The 16,469-nt window shown below is 70.4% G+C and carries 17 protein-coding genes; 6 read left to right on the forward strand and 11 right to left on the reverse strand.

Annotation, left to right across the window (positions count from 1 at the left end):
• Positions 1 to 53: 53 nt before the first annotated feature.
• The 4 genes from AC3WLB_RS00005 to AC3WLB_RS00020 all read right to left on the reverse strand — a co-directional run bounded on the left by AC3WLB_RS00005 (position 54) and on the right by AC3WLB_RS00020 (position 5,105).
• Positions 54 to 662, reverse strand: coding sequence for an HAD-IA family hydrolase (locus tag AC3WLB_RS00005; RefSeq protein ID WP_492502332.1), 609 nt, complete (start codon positions 660 to 662; stop codon positions 54 to 56).
• Positions 663 to 909: 247 nt separating this feature from the next.
• Entirely contained in the window at positions 910 to 2,430 is a 1,521-nt protein-coding gene (gene glpK / locus AC3WLB_RS00010) for a glycerol kinase GlpK (RefSeq protein WP_022895397.1), read from the reverse strand.
• A 67-nt stretch (positions 2,431 to 2,497) separates the two neighbouring features.
• Positions 2,498 to 3,265 (reverse strand): MIP/aquaporin family protein, encoded by a 768-nt coding sequence (locus tag AC3WLB_RS00015; RefSeq protein ID WP_492502333.1) that lies wholly within the window; start codon positions 3,263 to 3,265, stop codon positions 2,498 to 2,500.
• A gap of 37 nt (positions 3,266 to 3,302) precedes the next feature.
• Positions 3,303 to 5,105: a glycerol-3-phosphate dehydrogenase/oxidase gene (locus tag AC3WLB_RS00020; RefSeq protein WP_492502334.1), complete on the reverse strand. Its 1,803-nt coding sequence runs from the start codon at positions 5,103 to 5,105 to the stop codon at positions 3,303 to 3,305.
• An 89-nt stretch (positions 5,106 to 5,194) separates the two neighbouring features.
• Between AC3WLB_RS00020 and AC3WLB_RS00025 the strand changes: the two genes are divergently transcribed.
• A complete protein-coding gene (locus AC3WLB_RS00025; RefSeq protein WP_492502335.1) occupies positions 5,195 to 6,160 on the forward strand; it encodes a sugar-binding transcriptional regulator in 966 nt (321 codons plus the stop codon).
• A gap of 18 nt (positions 6,161 to 6,178) precedes the next feature.
• Here AC3WLB_RS00025 and cofC read toward each other — a convergent pair whose 3' ends face one another.
• Positions 6,179 to 6,811 (reverse strand): 2-phospho-L-lactate guanylyltransferase, encoded by a 633-nt coding sequence (gene cofC / locus AC3WLB_RS00030; protein ID WP_492502336.1) that lies wholly within the window; start codon positions 6,809 to 6,811, stop codon positions 6,179 to 6,181.
• Between the two features lie 95 nt (positions 6,812 to 6,906).
• Between cofC and AC3WLB_RS00035 the strand changes: the two genes are divergently transcribed.
• The 4 genes from AC3WLB_RS00035 to AC3WLB_RS00050 all read left to right on the forward strand — a co-directional run bounded on the left by AC3WLB_RS00035 (position 6,907) and on the right by AC3WLB_RS00050 (position 9,457).
• Positions 6,907 to 7,359: a transferase gene (locus AC3WLB_RS00035; protein WP_492502337.1), complete on the forward strand. Its 453-nt coding sequence runs from the start codon at positions 6,907 to 6,909 to the stop codon at positions 7,357 to 7,359.
• Between the two features lie 86 nt (positions 7,360 to 7,445).
• On the forward strand, positions 7,446 to 8,078 hold the full coding sequence (locus AC3WLB_RS00040; RefSeq protein WP_492502338.1) for a hypothetical protein: 633 nt from the start codon (positions 7,446 to 7,448) through the stop codon (positions 8,076 to 8,078).
• 71 nt (positions 8,079 to 8,149) lie between these two features.
• Entirely contained in the window at positions 8,150 to 8,515 is a 366-nt protein-coding gene (locus AC3WLB_RS00045; RefSeq protein WP_492502339.1) for a DUF6412 domain-containing protein, read from the forward strand.
• A 132-nt stretch (positions 8,516 to 8,647) separates the two neighbouring features.
• Positions 8,648 to 9,457 (forward strand): YidC/Oxa1 family membrane protein insertase, encoded by an 810-nt coding sequence (locus AC3WLB_RS00050; protein ID WP_492502340.1) that lies wholly within the window; start codon positions 8,648 to 8,650, stop codon positions 9,455 to 9,457.
• A gap of 26 nt (positions 9,458 to 9,483) precedes the next feature.
• Here the strand turns inward: AC3WLB_RS00050 and AC3WLB_RS00055 are convergent, their stop codons facing one another.
• Positions 9,484 to 10,062 carry a TetR/AcrR family transcriptional regulator gene (locus AC3WLB_RS00055; RefSeq protein ID WP_492502341.1) on the reverse strand — a complete coding sequence of 193 codons (579 nt, stop codon included), beginning with the start codon at positions 10,060 to 10,062 and terminating at the stop codon, positions 9,484 to 9,486.
• Between the two features lie 71 nt (positions 10,063 to 10,133).
• Between AC3WLB_RS00055 and AC3WLB_RS00060 the strand changes: the two genes are divergently transcribed.
• The gene (locus tag AC3WLB_RS00060; protein ID WP_492502342.1) at positions 10,134 to 10,748 is read left to right on the forward strand and encodes a dihydrofolate reductase family protein; all 615 of its coding nucleotides are present in this window, start codon (positions 10,134 to 10,136) and stop codon (positions 10,746 to 10,748) included.
• Between the two features lie 17 nt (positions 10,749 to 10,765).
• Here the strand turns inward: AC3WLB_RS00060 and AC3WLB_RS00065 are convergent, their stop codons facing one another.
• From AC3WLB_RS00065 to AC3WLB_RS00085, 5 genes are all read right to left on the reverse strand, one after another.
• Positions 10,766 to 11,731: a coenzyme F420-0:L-glutamate ligase gene (locus tag AC3WLB_RS00065; protein ID WP_492502343.1), complete on the reverse strand. Its 966-nt coding sequence runs from the start codon at positions 11,729 to 11,731 to the stop codon at positions 10,766 to 10,768.
• Positions 11,728 to 12,729 (reverse strand): TIGR03557 family F420-dependent LLM class oxidoreductase, encoded by a 1,002-nt coding sequence (locus AC3WLB_RS00070; RefSeq protein ID WP_492502344.1) that lies wholly within the window; start codon positions 12,727 to 12,729, stop codon positions 11,728 to 11,730. The genes AC3WLB_RS00065 and AC3WLB_RS00070 overlap by 4 nt, the downstream gene beginning before the upstream one ends.
• Positions 12,730 to 12,735: 6 nt before the next feature.
• Positions 12,736 to 13,227: a pantetheine-phosphate adenylyltransferase gene (coaD, locus tag AC3WLB_RS00075; protein WP_492502345.1), complete on the reverse strand. Its 492-nt coding sequence runs from the start codon at positions 13,225 to 13,227 to the stop codon at positions 12,736 to 12,738.
• Between the two features lie 34 nt (positions 13,228 to 13,261).
• Positions 13,262 to 14,041 (reverse strand): hypothetical protein, encoded by a 780-nt coding sequence (locus AC3WLB_RS00080; RefSeq protein ID WP_492502346.1) that lies wholly within the window; start codon positions 14,039 to 14,041, stop codon positions 13,262 to 13,264.
• A 103-nt stretch (positions 14,042 to 14,144) separates the two neighbouring features.
• A complete protein-coding gene (locus tag AC3WLB_RS00085; protein WP_492502347.1) occupies positions 14,145 to 16,409 on the reverse strand; it encodes an ATP-dependent DNA helicase RecG in 2,265 nt (754 codons plus the stop codon).
• Between the last annotated feature and the right edge of the window lie 60 nt (positions 16,410 to 16,469).

A 16,469-nucleotide genomic window follows, 5' to 3' on the forward strand; every position in this document is an offset into this window, starting at 1 on the left:
TCCTTGTCGATCATGGTCATCAGTGTCGTCCTTCCGTAAGAAGCCGACACCCCTTACACAAACGATCTGACACCCTCGCCGTCGTGGGTGCCGACCACGACGACCTGGGCTCCGGATGCCCGTGCCGCCTGGAGGCCGGCATCGGCGTCTTCGAAGATCACGACGCGGGCGGGGTCGTGCCCGAGGCGCCGGGCGGCGGCACGGTAGCCCTCGGGGTCGGGTTTGCCGGCCGAGACGTCTTCGGCGGTGATGGTGACCTCGGGCAGCGGGATGCCCGCCTCCCTCATACGAAGGCGCGCCAACTCGAGGGGTGCGGAGGTGACGAGCGCCACATCGGCCGGGTCGAACGCCGCCACGAACGCGGCCGCCCCCGGAATCTCGAGCACCGCCCCCTCCACCCCGATCTCGTGCGCCTGCACAGCCGCCCGAGCCTCGGCAAGATCGGCCGCACCGACCTCCGCGCGCGCTCCCGCGCCGAGAAAATACTCGAGCGTGTCGTCGGCACGCCGCCCGTGCGCATAAGCGATGAGCTCAGCGAGATCGATGTCGTGCCTCTCAGCGAACGCCGCCCACACCTTCTCCACGAGCGCAGTCGAGTCGACCAACGTCCCGTCCATATCGAAAATGACGGCATCAGCCACAATCACACGCCCAGAACCCATCCCCCCATCCTGCCCGACCCACCCCTCCCCCAAAAACCAGCACCGCACCCCCACCACCCAACACCCAGGGCACGAGACCGCAGGCCGCGGGCCGCGCCCGACGACCCAAGGTGAGCGCTCGGCCGCGAAGCGACCGAACGCTCACATGGCGCCTCGCGCCGCAGAAGCGGCGGCGCGAGCAATAAGGGCCCGCCCAGCCGAAGGCCGGGCGAGCCCGAAGGGGGGGTCGCGTAGTACCCAGTACCTACTACTGCGTATCCGCGTCCACCCAGTCCAGCGTCTTCGTGACCGCCTTCTTCCAGTTGCGCAGCTGGCGGTCGCGCTCGGCTTCGTCCATCTGGGGCTCCCAGCGCGAGTCCTCCTGCCAGTTGGCGCGCAGCTCGTCGAGGTTGGCCCAGAAGCCGACCGCGAGGCCGGCGGCGTAGGCGGCGCCGAGCGCGGTGGTCTCGGCGACGACCGGGCGAACGACCGGCACGCCGAGGATGTCGGCCTGGAACTGCATGAGCAGGTTGTTGGCGATCATGCCGCCGTCGACCTTGAGCTCGGTGAGGTCGACGCCCGAGTCGGCGTTGACCGCATCCAGCACCTCGCGGGTCTGGAAGGCGGTGGCCTCGAGGGCGGCGCGGGCGATGTGGCCCTTGTTCACGTAGCGGGTGAGGCCCACGAGCGCACCACGGGCATCCGGCCGCCAGTAGGGGGCGAAGAGACCCGAGAACGCGGGCACGAAGTAGGCGCCGCCGTTGTCCTCGACCGTCTTGGCCAGCTCTTCGACCTCGGGGGCCGAGGAGATGATGCCGAGGTTGTCGCGCAGCCACTGGATGAGCGAGCCGGTGACCGCGATCGAACCCTCGAGCGCGTAGTGCGCCGGCTGGTCGCCGAGCTTGTAGCCCAGCGTGGTGAGCAGCCCGTTCTTCGAGTGCACGATCTCGGTGTCGGTGTTGAAGATGAGGAAGTTGCCGGTGCCGTAGGTGTTCTTCGACTCGCCGGCGTCGAACGCCGCCTGACCGAAGGTGGCCGCCTGCTGGTCGCCGAGGATGCCGGCGACCGGCACCTCGCGGAGCAGGTTCGACGACTCGACGGTGCCGTAGACCTCGGAGGAGGACTTGATCTCCGGCAGCATCGACTTCGGCACACCGAAGGTCTCGAGGATGTCGTCGCGCCACTGGAGCGTCTCGAGGTCCATGAAGAGGGTGCGGGAGGCGTTGGTGACGTCGGTGGCGTGCACGCCGCCATCCGTGCCGCCGGTGAGGTTCCAGAGCACCCAGCTGTCGGTGGTGCCGAACAGCAGGTCGCCCGCCTCGGCGGCCTCACGGGCGCCGTCGACGTTCTCGAGGATCCAGACGATCTTCGTGCCCGAGAAGTAGGTGGCGAGCGGCAGGCCCACGATCTGCTTGAAGCGCTCGACCCCGCCGTCGGCCGCGAGCCGGTCGACGATGTCCTGCGTGCGGGTGTCCTGCCAGACGATGGCGTTGTAGACGGGCTGCCCGGTGTTCTTGTTCCACACCACCGCGGTCTCGCGCTGGTTGGTGATGCCGACGGCGGCGATGTCGTGCCGGGTGAGGTCGGCCTTGGAGAGCGCCTGACCGATCACCTCGCGCACGTTGTCCCAGATCTCGATCGGATTGTGCTCGACCCAACCCGCCTTCGGGAAGATCTGCTCGTGCTCCTTCTGACCGGTCGACACGATGGTGCCGGAGTGGTCGAAGATGATGGCGCGGGAACTGGTGGTGCCCTGATCGATGGCCAGGACGTATTTTTGTTCGGACACGTCTAACTCCTTTGTTATTGATTGGATTCTTGCGGAAACGAGAGCGCTTGTCAGCCTTGTTTTGCGATCAGGTCAGAATCGGCAGCAGCGGGATGGCGAGCCAGCCGGCGAGGAGGCCGCCGATGATCGGGCCGACGACCGGCACCCAGGAGTACGACCAGTCGGAGGTGCCCTTGCCCTTGATGGGAAGGAAGGCGTGCGCGAGGCGCGGGCCGAGGTCACGGGCCGGGTTGATCGCGTAGCCCGTGGGGCCACCGAGCGAGGCACCGATCGCGATCACGAGCAGCGCCACCGGCAGGGCGCCGAGCGCCGCGAGCCCACCGCCGTCACCGTTCCGGCCGAAGCCGATCACCACGAAGACGAGCACGAAGGTGCCGATGACCTCCGTCACCAGGTTCCAGCCGTAGCTGCGGAGCGCAGGACCGGTGGAGAACACGCCCAGCTTGTTGGCCGCATCCGGCTCGGCGTCGAAGTGCTGCTTGTACGCCAGCCACACGAACACCGCACCGATGATGGCGCCGATCAGCTGCGCACCGATGTACGCGATGACCGACAGGAAGTTGACGTCGACCTGCGTGTCAGGACCACCGAAGTTCTTGGCACCGTTCGCGACCAGCCCGAGCGTGACCGCCGGGTTCAGGTGAGCGCCCGACGCGTACGAGACGATGACGCCGGAGAAGACCGCAAGGCCCCAGCCGATGTTCACCATCAGGAATCCGCCGTTGAAGCCCTTCGTGCGCACCAGCGCGACGTTGGCGACCACACCGCAGCCGAGGAGCACGAGCAGTGCTGTTCCCACCAGCTCCGACACGAAGTCGATACCGAGATTGTCCACATTGACCTTCCTTCTGGGGCGGCGGATGCCACCCGACTCAGTTGACGGCAGCCGCCGCCGTGTTCGCCGCTTCCAGCACGATGCCGTGGAAGAAGCGGAGGTTCTCGACCGCCGACGCACGCTCGTCGGCCAGGCGCTCGGGCGACCAGCCGGCCGCCTCCGCCGCGATGGTGCTCAGTTCGTCGAACGCGGCCTGATCGAGGGCGCCGACGAACGCGATGATGCTGCGGCGCAGCACGAGGTCGCTGAGGTGCACGGCGTGCTCCTCGGTCATGAGGTACGCGATCTCGGCGGCGCTGTAGCCCGGGAGGGTGCTGAGCGGGGCATCCGTCGTGGCTTCGGTCGTCGCATCCTGGTGAGCCAGGATGAAGTCGATCACCGCGGCAGCATTGGTGCCGTAGCGCGTGAGCAGGATGCGGGCCCGCTCCTCACCGAGGTCGGCCCCGTGCGCCTTCACCCAGTTCGCCACCGCGGCCGGCGTCTGCGGGTAGCCGACGCCGCCGCCGATCGCGAGGTCGGTCGTGCTCACCGTACGCTGCCGGCCGAGAAGGGCCAGCGTGTCGTTGGCGAGGTGCTCGGAGAGGGCACGGAAGGTGGTCCACTTCCCACCCACCAGGCTCAGCTGCTTCACCGTCGCCGAGCCCGCGAACGCGCTCTGCTCGATGCGGTAGTCGCGCGACACGAAGCCGGGCGCGGTGTCGCCGTGACCGGGCAACGGGCGGATGCCCGAGTACCGGTAGACGATCTGCGGCCGGTTCACCTCGATGGTCGGGAACACGTGCTTCACGAGTCCGAAGAAGTAGTCGACCTCCTCCTCGGTGCAGACGCTCGGCTCGGCCGGGTCGGCCTCGAGGTCGGTGGTGCCCACGAGCACGCGCCCGTTGAGCGGGTAGATGAGCACGATGCGTCCGTCGTCGTTCTCGAAGAACACCTCACCACCGGCGCAGGCCGCGTAGAGCTCGGGGTTGTCGAGCACGATGTGCGAGCCCTTCGTGCCGCCCATGAAGGCGGTGCTCTCGCCGAGCGCCTTGTTGGTCAGGTCGGTCCACGGCCCGGTGGTGTTCACGACGACGTCGGCGGTGACCTCGAAGGTCTCGCCGCTCACCAGGTCGCGCAACACGACGGCGTCGCCGGATGCACCGACGGCCTCGACGTAGTTCGCCGTGCGGGCGTGCGGGCCGGTGGCCAGCGCATCCTGAACCAGGTCGAGGGCGAGACGCTCGGGGTTCTCGACCGCGGCGTCGTAGTAGGTGGCGGTGTACTTCACGTCGGGCCGGAGCGCCGGCAGCTTCGCCAGCGACTTCTTGCGGCCCACGAACTTGTGCCGCGGCACGTTGCCGCCGTCGCGCGAGAAGGAGTCGTAGCCGAGCAGTCCGACCTTGATGAGCAGCGCGCCGCGCTCCTTCGGCTTGCCCTGCTTGTGGGTGAGGAAGCGCAGCGGCGCCGACAGGATGCCCGAGAAGGTGGAGAAGATGGGGATGGTGGTGGGCAGCGGCTTCACGTAGTGCGGCGCGAGCCGCAGCAGGCGGTTGCGCTCCTGCACGCTCTCGCGCACGAGCCGGAACTCGCCGTTCTCGAGGTAGCGCACGCCGCCGTGGATCATGTGGCTCGATGCGCTCGACGCGCCCGATGCGTAGTCGCCGCGCTCGACCAGGACGACGTCGACGCCCTGCAGCGCCAGGTCGCGGAACGTGCCGATGCCGTTGATGCCGCCACCGATGATGAGGACCTGTGCCTTCGGGTGCGAACGGATCGACTCGACGTTCGCCCGGATGTCGGAGTGGGAAGTGCTCACTGTGTACTCGCCTTCGTGCAGTCGTGGACGCGTGGGACGATCCATGCGACGACATACAGTTCTACGACCCTTTTCACATATGATCAAGCTGGGTGCACATATGTGCAAGGTCCTCGGAAAGGATGCGACGAAGCATGGCGAACGACAGCCTCGGCAGCGACAAGGTGCGCGACGCGCTCCGTGCCGCCCACCTCTATTACATGCAGGATCTGACGATGGAGGCCATCGCCAGCGAGTTGCACACCTCGCGCTCCTCGGTGTCCCGCTTGCTGGGATTCGCGCGGGAGATCGGGCTCGTCGAGATCCAGGTCAAGTCACCGGTCGACCGCATCTCGTCGGTGCAACAGCGCATCCGCGACCGGTATTCGGTGACCGCGCACGTCGTGCCGGTACCCGATTCGACCAACGAGATCGACCGCCTCGAACGCGTCGCGATGAGCGCTGCACGGATTCTCGGCCCGTTCTTCGACTCGAACATGACGATGGGCATCGCCTGGGGTTCGACGCTCTCGGCGGTCTCGCGTCACCTGCAGGACAAGGTCACCCACAACTCCCAGATCGTGCAGCTGAACGGCGCCTCCAACGCGCAGACCACGGGCATCGGCTACGCCAGCGAGATCATGACCCGCTTCGGCCGGGCGTTCGGCGCCTACGTGCAGCAGTTCCCGGTGCCCGCGTTCTTCGACGACCCGCGCACGAAGGAGGTGCTCTGGCGTGAGCGGAGCATCCGGCGGGTGCTCGAGATCCAGAAGCACATGGATGTCGCGCTGTTCGGTCTGGGCTCGGCCAGCGCCGACGTGCCCTCCCACGTCTACGTGGGCGGGTACCTCGACGAGGCCGACTTCGAGCAGCTGAAGCGCTCGGAGGTGGTGGGCGACGTGGCGACGGTGTTCTACCGGGCCGACGGGTCGAGCGAGGACATCCCGATGAACGCGCGTTCCTCCGGCCCGGCGCTGTCGTTGCTGGCGAAGGTGTCGCGGCGGGTCTGCGTGGTGTCGGGGCGGTCGAAGCTGCCGGCACTCCGCGGAGCGCTGGCGGCGGGGGTGATGACCGACCTCATCGTCGACGAGGCGACGGCGCACTCTCTGCTGGAGGCGTAGCGCCGCCCGCCCGGGCACTCAGCCCCAGGCGCGGCGGGTGTGCGGGCCGACCCCGCGCACCAGGGCCGCCGCGAGGTCGGCCTCGGTGTCGACGTCGAGGCGCAGTGTGGAGTCGGCCCCGACATCGAGCACCACGTGGCCCGCGGCGCGGTGGCGGGCCGCCGATCCTGCGCCGAAGCGCGGTTCGAGCGCCAGACCGGGGCCGGCGGTGATGAGCGTCGTACCGCTGCCCTCCGCATCCGGCACCACGGCGAGCGGATGCTCGGCCGCGCGCCCGAAGGCGTCGTCGACATCGGCCGCCACGAGGCACGGCAGATCGCCGAGGAGCGCTGCCAGTGCGGTCTGCGGGTCCCTGGCCCTGGCCGCCTCCAGACCCGTCGTCACGGCCGCATTGAGGCCACCACCCTGGTCGGCCACGATGTCGGCACCGAGGGTGCGCAGCGATCGGGAGAGGTCGGCCGCGGCATCCGTCACCACGATGACGCGGCTCACGAAGGGCGACGCGGTGAGCGCCGAGACCGCGTCGAGGGCGAACGCCTCGACGAGCAGCATGCGCTGGCGCGGGTCGAGGCCGGGTGCCATGCGGGTCTTGCCGGCCGCGGTGCCCTTGACGGGCACCACCACGGCGAAGGCGGATCGGTTCTCGGTCACTGCTTCGATTATCCTCCCCTTCGAGCATTCCCACGCCGCCGCGCGTTGTGCTCGCCATGCGGAATGAAGCCGGGGTGTTGTCGGTTGCATACAACGTGAGCAGAACATTCCTAGAGATCGAGGGCGAACGCGGAGTCGTGTCGCGGTATCGCCGCCACCCCAACGGCAAGGGATACGTCGCAGTCGGCGCTGAGGTCGACCCGACCGTGTTCGTCGACCCCACGACCTACATCGAGACGGGCGCCCACATCGGCCCGAAGGCCTGGCTCGGCTCCGGCAGCTGGGTGGAGAGCGGCGCGGTGATCGGATCGGGTGTGATGGTCGGCGCCAACGTGCACATCGGCGAGCGGGCTCGCATCGGCCGCCGTTCGAAGATCGGCAGCCACTCGAAGATCGGTGCCGACGCGGTGATCGCCGACGACACGAACATCGACAGCGACACGACGGTCGCGCCGGGCGCACGGGTCGGGCGGATCGCTGCCGCGACCGAGGTGCAGACGCCCCGCGCCGGCCGGTCGAGCGACGGAGGCTACGCGAAGGCGGCCTGACCCGCGGCGCAGCGCAGCCGACTGCGCGGTCCGGCCCGGGGCGGCGTGGTCTGGCCCGGCCGCGCGCGGGCCGCTACCCTCGATGGATGGCTGAGCCCTCCGAAACCGTCTGGCCGCACGACATGGTGCTGCACCGGGACAACGCTCCGTTCGGCCTGATCGATCTGCTGTTCGCCCGGGAGCTGTGGCGGCTCGAGATCCGAGAGGTACCGCCGCTCGAGGAGGTGCCGGAGCTCGGGGCGAGTTCGCGGCTGGCATCGGGACCCCGATTGTCCTCGGGCGAGATGGCGGCGCTGTGGCGCCGGGACTGGAGTCGCGCCTGGGCGCAGTTCGACCCGCCCAACCGCTCGGCGACGGGCCCCGACGCCGAGACGGCTCGGCTGCTCGTCACGCTCGACGACTCCAAACTCGCCGCCGCCGTGTCGGGCGCGCCGTCGGAGTTCTGGCGCCGCAGCATCGACACCGACGCCCTGAACGAGTGGCGCCGGCAGTTGACCTCGCGCGAGCACCCCATGAGCCTCGACGCCATGCCCGAACGGCGATCGCTGCCGGCCGTCGTGGCGGCGTGGCGCAGCGGCATGACGCACATCGTCGAGCTGCCCTACGCGGGTCACTACGGCGAGCGGCGCAACGCCCAGACCCTCGTCGTCTCGCGGATCACCCGCAACGAACCGGCCCTCTTCGAGCGCGCCCTCGCCACTCCCCCGCCGGGCGTCTGAGGGCCACCACCCCGGCAGCCGCGGCGCGCCGGGCTGCAGGCGCTGATCGCGCCACGCGGTAGGGTCGCTGTGTGAGCGAACGGATGCGCGTGACGGGCGGCAGCGCCTGGCGCGTCGTCGCCGTCGCGCTCGGCCTCGGCATCGCGTGGCTCCTCGTGGCCGACGCGAGCGCCGCGGGTGGCGCGCCCGGAGCCACGAGCACCGGCGCCGGAGTGCTCGCCGCCGTCGCCCTGGTCGCAGCCGCCTCCGCGGCCGCCATCGCCTCGTCGGCCTCGCTGCGCATCCTGATCGCGACGCTTGTGGCCCTGGCCGGCGCATCCGTCGCCCGCGCCCCGGCGGAGCGCATCGACCTGCCCGCCACCATCACCCAGAGCCGCCCCGATGCTCCCGGCCGGCCGCGGCCGCGAGCGCCCGGCGACCGCCCGACGGTCGCCTAGGGGCTTCCAGCCCGTTCGCGCTCCGCCCGCGCCGCCCCGGTGGCGCGCGCGAGCAGGCGAACGCGCGCGTTCACCGAACGCACGCCCGGCGACCAGACGACCCCTTTTCGTCGTTCTCGTTGGGAGACTCTGGTGAACATCTATGCTTTCGGCCCCGTTGCGGCCGCGCTCGACGGAGCGTATTCCGTCGTCCTGTTCCTCTCCGCCGCTCTGGTTCCCGTCGCGGGTGCTGACGCAGCGGCGCTCACGGTCGTGCTCATCACGGTGCTGGTGCGGCTGGTGCTGATCCCGGTGGGGGTCTCGCAGGCCCGTGCCCAGCGGATGCGCCGGCGACTGGCACCGCGCATCGCCGAGCTGCGGCGACGGCACGGCTCGAACCCCGAACGCCTGCAGCGCGAGACGATGGCGCTCTACGCCTCGGAGAACGCGTCGCCGCTGGCCGGCTGCCTGCCCTTGGTCATCCAGGCGCCGATCCTGTCGCTGATCTACGGCCTGTTCCTCTTGCCCACGATCAACGGGCACCCGAACGAGCTGCTCGGGCACACCCTGTTCGGGGCGCCGCTCGGCACGAGCTTCGCGACCGCGCTCAGCAGCGGCACCGATCCGGTCGGAGTGGTGGTGAGCACGATCATCCTGGCGCTCATCGCCGGCATCGCACTGCTCTCGCGCCGGCAGGCGCTGCGGTCGGCGCTGGCGGTCGCGCCGGCCTCAGGGACCGGGGCCGGGGCCGGCGCCGGGGCCGCGGCGTTCGGCGGAGCCGCAGACGGCGGCGCCCTGGCCGCGTTCGCGCCGGGTGGGTCGGCGGCGCGCATGCTGAGCTGGCTGCCGCTCATCACGGTGGTGTTCGCGGCGTTCGTGCCGCTCGCCGCGAGCCTCTACCTGCTCGTCACCACGGCGTGGACGTTCGGGGAACGTGAGGTGCTGCGCCGGGTCATCGTGTGATGCGGGTCAGCGGGCGCTGACCCGGGTCATCGTGCAGGTGCGCCGAACACCGCGTCGACCAGCCGGTCGATCACCGCGTCGGCGCTCGTGCCGGGGTCGATCGGCGTGGTCAACCGGTCGAGCACGAACCCGTCGATGGCGTAGTGGAACAACGCGATCTCGGCGGTGCCGCCCGGCAGCCCGGCGGCATCGTTGTAGGCCAGGTCGGCCGCGAAGGCGTCTCGCTGCCAGCGCCCGATCACCTCCGCCACCGCGGGCCGTCGCGCGGCCTCGAGCCGCAGCTCGAGCAGCGCGATCGCGACGCGCGGGTCGGCGGTGAGACGTTCGACGATGTAGCGCAGATGGTCGGCGAACAGTTCCCGGCCGGGTTCGCGACCGGCGAGTTCGCGCAGCCTCCCCGGGGCCGGCGCGAGCCGCTCGCCGATGCGCTCGATCAGCGCCTCCACCAGAGCACGGCGGCTTCGGAAGTAGTTCGAGGTGGTGCCGGCCGGCACCCCGCACTCGGCGTCGACTGCCCGATGGCTGAGCCCGCGGGCGCCCTCGCGAGCGAGGACGACGATTCCCGCGTCGGCGAGCGCAGCGCGCCGCTCCGGATTTCTGGCCATGACACGACCCTAGCGCAACCACTACACCTGCAGTACATTAACCACTACGTTTGTTGTGATCGGAGTTCCGGATGCGCCCACTGACCTACTACGTCGCCGTCACCCTCGACGGCTTCATCGCCGCCCCCGACGGCGATTTCTCGATGTTCGCCACCGACGGCGACCACATGGCTGCCCAGCTACGCGACTACGCGGATGCCCTGCCCGCCCCCGCTCTGACCGCACTGGACCTGAAGCCCGACGGGTCCCGTTTCGACGCGGTGGTCATGGGCTGGAACACGTACGCCGTGGGGCTCCCGGCCGGACTGACCGACCCGTATCCCCACCTCGACACGCACGTGTTCTCCCGCAGCCAGGCGAGCAGGGATGGCGCTGTGACCGTCACGGACGCCGATCCCCGCGCGGTCGTGCGCGACCTCAAGCGGCAGGCGGGGTCGGGCATCTGGCTGTGTGGTGGTGGCCGCCTCGCGAGCGCACTGCTGCCGGAGATCGACGCCCTCGTGCTGAAGGTGCACCCGATCGTGCTCGGCCAGGGCATCCCGCTCTTCGCTCCGGGCGCCGGCACCGCCGCCGGGTCGGCTGTCGGCCGGCGGTTCGCCCTGGCATCGAGCACGGCGTTCCGCTCCGGCGTGATCATCTCGGAGTACGCCCGCACCGAGGAATCCGAGGTGCGCCCGGGAGAGTGACGGGGACGGGCGCGCCGTCAGCAGTCGAGGCCGCGCGACCAGCCCTCGGCGAGCCCGCGCTCGTAACCCTCGGCGAAGCCCGCTTCGCGGCCCTCTCGCAGAGCGGCCTCTCTGACCTCGGCGACGTCGGCATCATGCGCCTCGGCGAGGCTGGCGCGCCGACCCTCCGCGAAGGCCGCCTCGCGCGCCGCCGCGAGCTCGGCGAGCGCCTCGGCGCGGCCCTCCTCGCGGCCCTCGGCGCGGCCCTGGGCGAGCGCCTCGTCGGTGCCGAGGCGGAACATGTCCCGCTCCCCCGTGCGCGACAGGGCCCGTGCCGGCGTGTCGAGCGTGTCGACCACCGCATGGCCGTAGCCGCGCACCACGGCCACGGGCATCCCGCTCGCCTTGCCCTTCACGAGGTCGGCGGCCGACGCGAGCTCGTCGGCCACCGCGGCCTGCGTCACGAACAGCTCCTGGCCGAAGCTGTCGCGGCTCCCCCGCAGATCGTCGAGCACCGTGACCCCGGCGGCGCCGATCGCGAGGTCGATCTGACCCTCACGCCACGCGCGCCCGAGGGTGTCCGACACGATCACGCCGAGTCGCACCCCGAAGCGCGCGCGCAGTCCGGCGGCGAGCGCCCGCGCCGACGCATCCGGATCGACCGGCAGCAGCAGCACCGTGCCCGACGGCGTGTTGCTCGAGTCGACCCCCGCCGCGGCCTGCACGATGCCCTGCCGGTTCTCGACGATGCGCGTCACCCCGCCCGGGTACGCCCGGGTCGCCACCACGCGCACGGTCTCGGCGGTGATGGCGTCTTCCCGGTCGGCGGCCGCGATGCGCCGCCCCTCGGCCTTCGACATGATCTTGCTCGTCACGACGAGGATGTCGCCCGCCACCGGTTCGAGGCCGGCCGCGAACAGCGCGTCGCCGATCAGCGCCACCAGGTCGGCACCCTCCTCGACCTCGGGCAGGCCCGGCACGCCCAGCACGCTGACGCCGGTCATCGGTGCAGCTTCGGCAGCACGTCGCGCCCGAACACGTCGATCCACTCCCGCTGGTTGCGGCCCACGTTGTGCAGGTAGATCGTGTCGAACCCCAGGTCGGCGAAGCGCTGGATGTGGGCGCGGTGCACATCGGGATCGCTCGAGATCACCAGCCGGCCGTCGAAGTCCTCCGGCCGCACCATCTTGGCGATCTGCTCGAACTCGAAGGGGCTGCGGATGTCGGCCTTCGGGAAGCGCATGCCGCCGTTCGGCCATTCGTGCAAGGCGTTCGCCATCGCCTCTTCGTCGGTCGGGGCCCAGGAGAGGTGGAGCTGAAGCACCCGGGGCATCGTCGACGGGTTCTTGCCGGCCTCGCGCGCGCCCTCGTCGAACTTGGCGAACAGGCCCGAGATCTTCTCCAGCGGCGCCCCCACCGTGATCAGCCCGTCGACCGTGCGGCCGGCCCGCCGCGCCGTCACCGGCCCGGCGGTCGCCACGAGCACCGGGGGCGCCTCGGCGGGCATGGTCCACAACCGGGTCGACTCGAGCTTGAAGAACGTGCCCGAGTGCTTCACGTCCTTGCCGGCGAGGGATGCCGTGAAGAGTTTGTTGATGACGTCGATGGCCTCGAACATACGGTTGATGCGTTCGGGCGCTTCGGGCCAGTACCCGCCCACGATGTGCTCGTTCAGTGCCTCCCCCGACCCGAGCCCGAGCCAGTGCCGCCCCGGATACATCGCGCCGAGGGTGGCCGACGCCTGCGCGACCATGGCCGGATGCCAGCGGAAGCTCGGCGCCGTCACGCCCGGCCCGAAATCACCACGGGTGCGCTCACCGATCGCGGTGAGCACGTTCCACACGAACGACGACTGCCCCTGCCGGGGCACCCAGGGCTGGAAATGGTCGGCCGCCATCACGCCGCTGAAGCCGTGCTCCTCGGCGTAGGCCGAGAGGGCCACCGCTTCGCTCGGCGCGAACTGCTCGAGCATGGCGGCGTAGCCGACCTGCATCTTCGTCATCGTGGCCTAATCGGTGGTGTGCTTGAGGAACTCCGCGACCGCTCTCGGCACGTATGGCGCCACATCGCCGCCGAGCGCCGACACCTGGCGCACCAGCGAACTCGACACGTGGGCGTGCGCCGGGTCGGGCAGGAGGAAGATCGTCTCCACCCCCGCCAGGTTGCGGTTGACGATGGCCATCGGCGTCTCGTACGCCACGTCGACCTGCGAACGGATGCCCTTCACGATCGCCGAGGCACCCACATCCGTGCAGTAGTCGACGAGGAGACCGACGCTCCACGAGTTGATGACGATGTTGCCGGCCGTGAGTCCGCGCTCCTCGAGGGATTTCTCGATCAACGCCACCCGGTGCGCGATCGGGATGAGGGCGTGCTTGTCCGGATTGTGCACCACCACGACGTGCAACTCGTCGAAGAGGGTCGCGGCACGCTCGATCACGTCGATGTGACCGAGGGTGATGGGGTCGAAGGAGCCGGGGACCACGGCGACGCTGCTCATGGTCCCAGGCTATCAACGCCGTATTTCCATCACGTCACATGTGACGGGTGAAGTCGCGGCGCGGCCCCTCCGGCTCGGCTGCGGCACCAGGTGCTGTCGGCACGGTGGATGCGCGTTCCGCCGTCTCCTGCACCGCCCGCTCCGCCCGCTCCCGCCGCTCCCGCGCGACGAACTCGGTGCAGAGCGCGATCGTCGACTCCAGGAGCGTGTACAGCCGCTGGTCGGGGTAAGGAGTGCAGGCCGAGCGCACCCCGTCGACCGACATCGCGATGGTCACGTGGGTCTGCCGTGGCGTGATCTCGGTGCGCCGCCAGCGCACGTTGCGGTCGAGGAACCGCCGCGCCCACGTCTCGGCCTCCGGCGCCGCGTCGAGTGCTTCGCGCAACGGCCCGTCGACGTCGATCGGACCGCTGCCACCGGCGCGCTGCAACGCGTCCTGGCACACCAGGGCGCCGACCGCGAGAGCATGCTGGCGGTCGATCGACGCGATCGGGATGGCGGCCGACGCCGCCGTCACCGCGATGATGAGGTCGAGCCTCGGGTCGTCGCTGGTGAGCCCGATCACCGAGGGGATGAGGGGCGCCAACGCGCTCCGGCCCTCGTCCGAGGTCAGGTCGTTGACGGCGCGCGCCATGTGCGCGAGCCCGGCGTGCGTGCAGGCCGGATGGTCGCTCCAGCGTTCGCCCGCGAGGAACGATGCGAACTCCATGAAGCAGGCACCCGAGCGCGGGGAGCGATGCCGCCCCGCGGAGAGCACCGGCATGATGTCGGGCTGCAGGTTTCCTGCCATCCGTCGTGATTTCAGGGTCTTCATAGCCACCTCATCTCCACTGACTCCAACTGTGCTCCCGTGCGGAGGATATTTCAATGGGTGCGGGCGATGATGCGGGTTTCCGCGCCCCTCAGGTCGTGGCGCGTCACGTCTTGGCGAGGAAGCTGCGCTCGGTCTCCCGCAGCCGCCGCTCGAGGGCGTCGCGGAGGGCCGGATGCTCGTCGAGCTGCGCATCGGCCGCGACGATCTGGGTGGCGACGCCTCGGGCATCCTGGATCACGGCCGCGTCTTTCACCACCCGCAGCAGGCGCAGGGAAGAGCGGCCGCCCGACTGCACACTGCCGAGCACGTCGCCCTCGCGGCGCAGCTCGAGGTCGACCTCGGCGAGCTCGAAGCCGTCGAGCGTGGCGGCGACCGCATCGACGCGCTCGCGGGCGAGGGAGTCGGCGGGCGCGTTCGTGACGAGCAGACAGAGGCCGGGCACACCGCCGCGCCCGACGCGGCCACGCAGCTGATGCAGTTGGCTCACCCCGAAGCGGTCGGCGTCGAGCACCACCATGGTGGAGGCGTTCGGCACGTCGACCCCGACCTCGATGACGGTGGTGGCCACGAGCACATCGATCTCGTGGGCGGCGAAGGCGCGCATGATCGCGTCTTTCTCGTCGCTCGGCAGGCGGCCGTGCAGTGCTTCGATGCGTCGCCCTTCGAGGAGCGGGGTGGCGCGGAGCTGCTTCAGCGTGTCGACGACGTTGGCCTTCGGGGGGCGGGGTGCCGCGACATCCGTCGCACCGGGTGCGGGGCGCCCACCCCGGGCCGGCGGCGACGAATCGGCGCTCTCGTCTGCCTCGTCGGGGTCGTCGAGCCCGTCGCCGGTGTCGTCGGCCGGGTCGATCGCGGGGCACACCACGAAGGCCTGGCGCCCCTCGGCGAGCTCCTCGGCCACCCGCTGCCAGATGCGCCCCGCCCAGCCGGGCTTCTCGGCCAGCGGCACGCTGAAGCTCTCGATGCCTTTGCGCCCGGCGGGGAGCTCGGTGATGGTGGAGACGTCGAGGTCGCCGAACACCGTCATGGCCACCGTGCGCGGGATGGGTGTGGCCGTCATCACGAGCACGTGCGGCGGCGTGGCGCCCTTCTGCCGCAGGGTGTCGCGCTGCTCCACCCCGAAGCGGTGCTGCTCGTCGACCACCACGAGACCGAGGTCGTAGAACTGCACGGTGTCGGAGAGCAGGGCATGGGTGCCCACCACGAGTTTGGCCTGGCCGGACACCATGCGCAGCAGCGCCTTCTTGCGCTCGGCCGTGCTGAGCTGGCCGGTGTGGAGGGTGGGCATGAGCTCGGCGGCGAGATCGGGGCCGAGCACCTTCACGATGGAACGGAGGTGCTGCGAGGCGAGCACCTCGGTAGGCGCGAGCAGGGCCGACTGGCCGCCCGAGTCGGCCACGGCGAGCATGGCGCGCACGGCCACCACCGTCTTGCCCGAGCCGACCTCGCCCTGCAGCAGCCGCATCATCGGCGTCTCGGCGGCGAGGTCGCGGGCGATCTCCTCCCCCACGAGCTGCTGGTCGGCGGTGAGCCGGAAGGGCAGGGCGGCGTCGAAGCGCTCGAGGTAGCCGCCCGGTTTGGGCGTGCGGGCCGCGGTGTGCACGGCGTGCGACTCGGCGCGCTGCTTCACCAGGGCGGTCTGGAGGATGAAGGCCTCGTGGTAGCGCAGCGTGTCGCGTGCCCGCATCCACTCGACGTCTTTGCGGGGGCGGTGGATGCCCTCGTAGGCCTGCTGCGCGGTGAGCAGGCCGTGCTCCTCCCGCACGTCGGCGGGCAGCGGGTCGGGGATGGCGCCGCGCAGACCGTCGAGCACCAGCTCGACCGACTTGGCGATCTGCCAGCTGGCGAGTGTGCCGGTGGCGGGGTAGATGGGGATGGGCATCTCGGCCCAGCGCTTCGCCTCGGCGTCGTCGAGGGCACCGGCCTCGCCCAGGCCGCCGGCGCGCACGGCGAGGTCGTCGAAGATCTCGTAGTTCGGATGCGCGAGCTGCAACGCCCCTCGGTAGTTCGACACCTTGCCGGTGAACATGCCGCGCACGCCCGGCCGCAGTTCGTTGGCGCGCCACTTCTGGTTGAAGAAGGTGAGGGTGAGGAAGCCCTGGCCGTCGGAGATGGAGACCTCGAGGATGTTGCCCCGGCGCGCCCGCATCTGCCGCTCGCTGACGCTGCGCACCTCGGCCACGATGGTGACGTTCTCGTCGATCGGCAGCTTGTCGATGGCGGTGAGTTCGCCGCGCCGGGCATAGCGACGGGGGTAGTGGCTGAGCAGGTCGGCCACCGTCTGCATGCCGAACGCCTTCTCGAAGGCACTCGCGGTGCGCCCGCCGAGCACCCCGGCGAGCTTCGCGTCGAGGGCCGAACTGCTCACCCTCAAATCCTATGCGCCGCCCCCGACACGGCCGCCCGCACGCCCGCGGGGCAGGAGGTA

This window comes from Herbiconiux sp. FW305-C-125 (assembly GCF_058783455.1).

Coding starts and splice junctions, on each gene's coding strand:
- AC3WLB_RS00005 (WP_492502332.1), bottom strand. CDS start 662: ATGGGTTCTGGGCGTGTGATTGTGGCTGATGCCGTCATTTTCGATATG.
- AC3WLB_RS00020 (WP_492502334.1), bottom strand. CDS start 5,105: ATGGATCGTCCCACGCGTCCACGACTGCACGAAGGCGAGTACACAGTG.
- AC3WLB_RS00025 (WP_492502335.1), top strand. CDS start 5,195: ATGGCGAACGACAGCCTCGGCAGCGACAAGGTGCGCGACGCGCTCCGT.
- AC3WLB_RS00040 (WP_492502338.1), top strand. CDS start 7,446: ATGGCTGAGCCCTCCGAAACCGTCTGGCCGCACGACATGGTGCTGCAC.
- AC3WLB_RS00055 (WP_492502341.1), bottom strand. CDS start 10,062: ATGGCCAGAAATCCGGAGCGGCGCGCTGCGCTCGCCGACGCGGGAATC.
- AC3WLB_RS00060 (WP_492502342.1), top strand. CDS start 10,134: ATGCGCCCACTGACCTACTACGTCGCCGTCACCCTCGACGGCTTCATC.
- AC3WLB_RS00065 (WP_492502343.1), bottom strand. CDS start 11,731: ATGACCGGCGTCAGCGTGCTGGGCGTGCCGGGCCTGCCCGAGGTCGAG.
- AC3WLB_RS00070 (WP_492502344.1), bottom strand. CDS start 12,729: ATGACGAAGATGCAGGTCGGCTACGCCGCCATGCTCGAGCAGTTCGCG.
- coaD (WP_492502345.1), bottom strand. CDS start 13,227: ATGAGCAGCGTCGCCGTGGTCCCCGGCTCCTTCGACCCCATCACCCTC.
- AC3WLB_RS00080 (WP_492502346.1), bottom strand. CDS start 14,041: ATGAAGACCCTGAAATCACGACGGATGGCAGGAAACCTGCAGCCCGAC.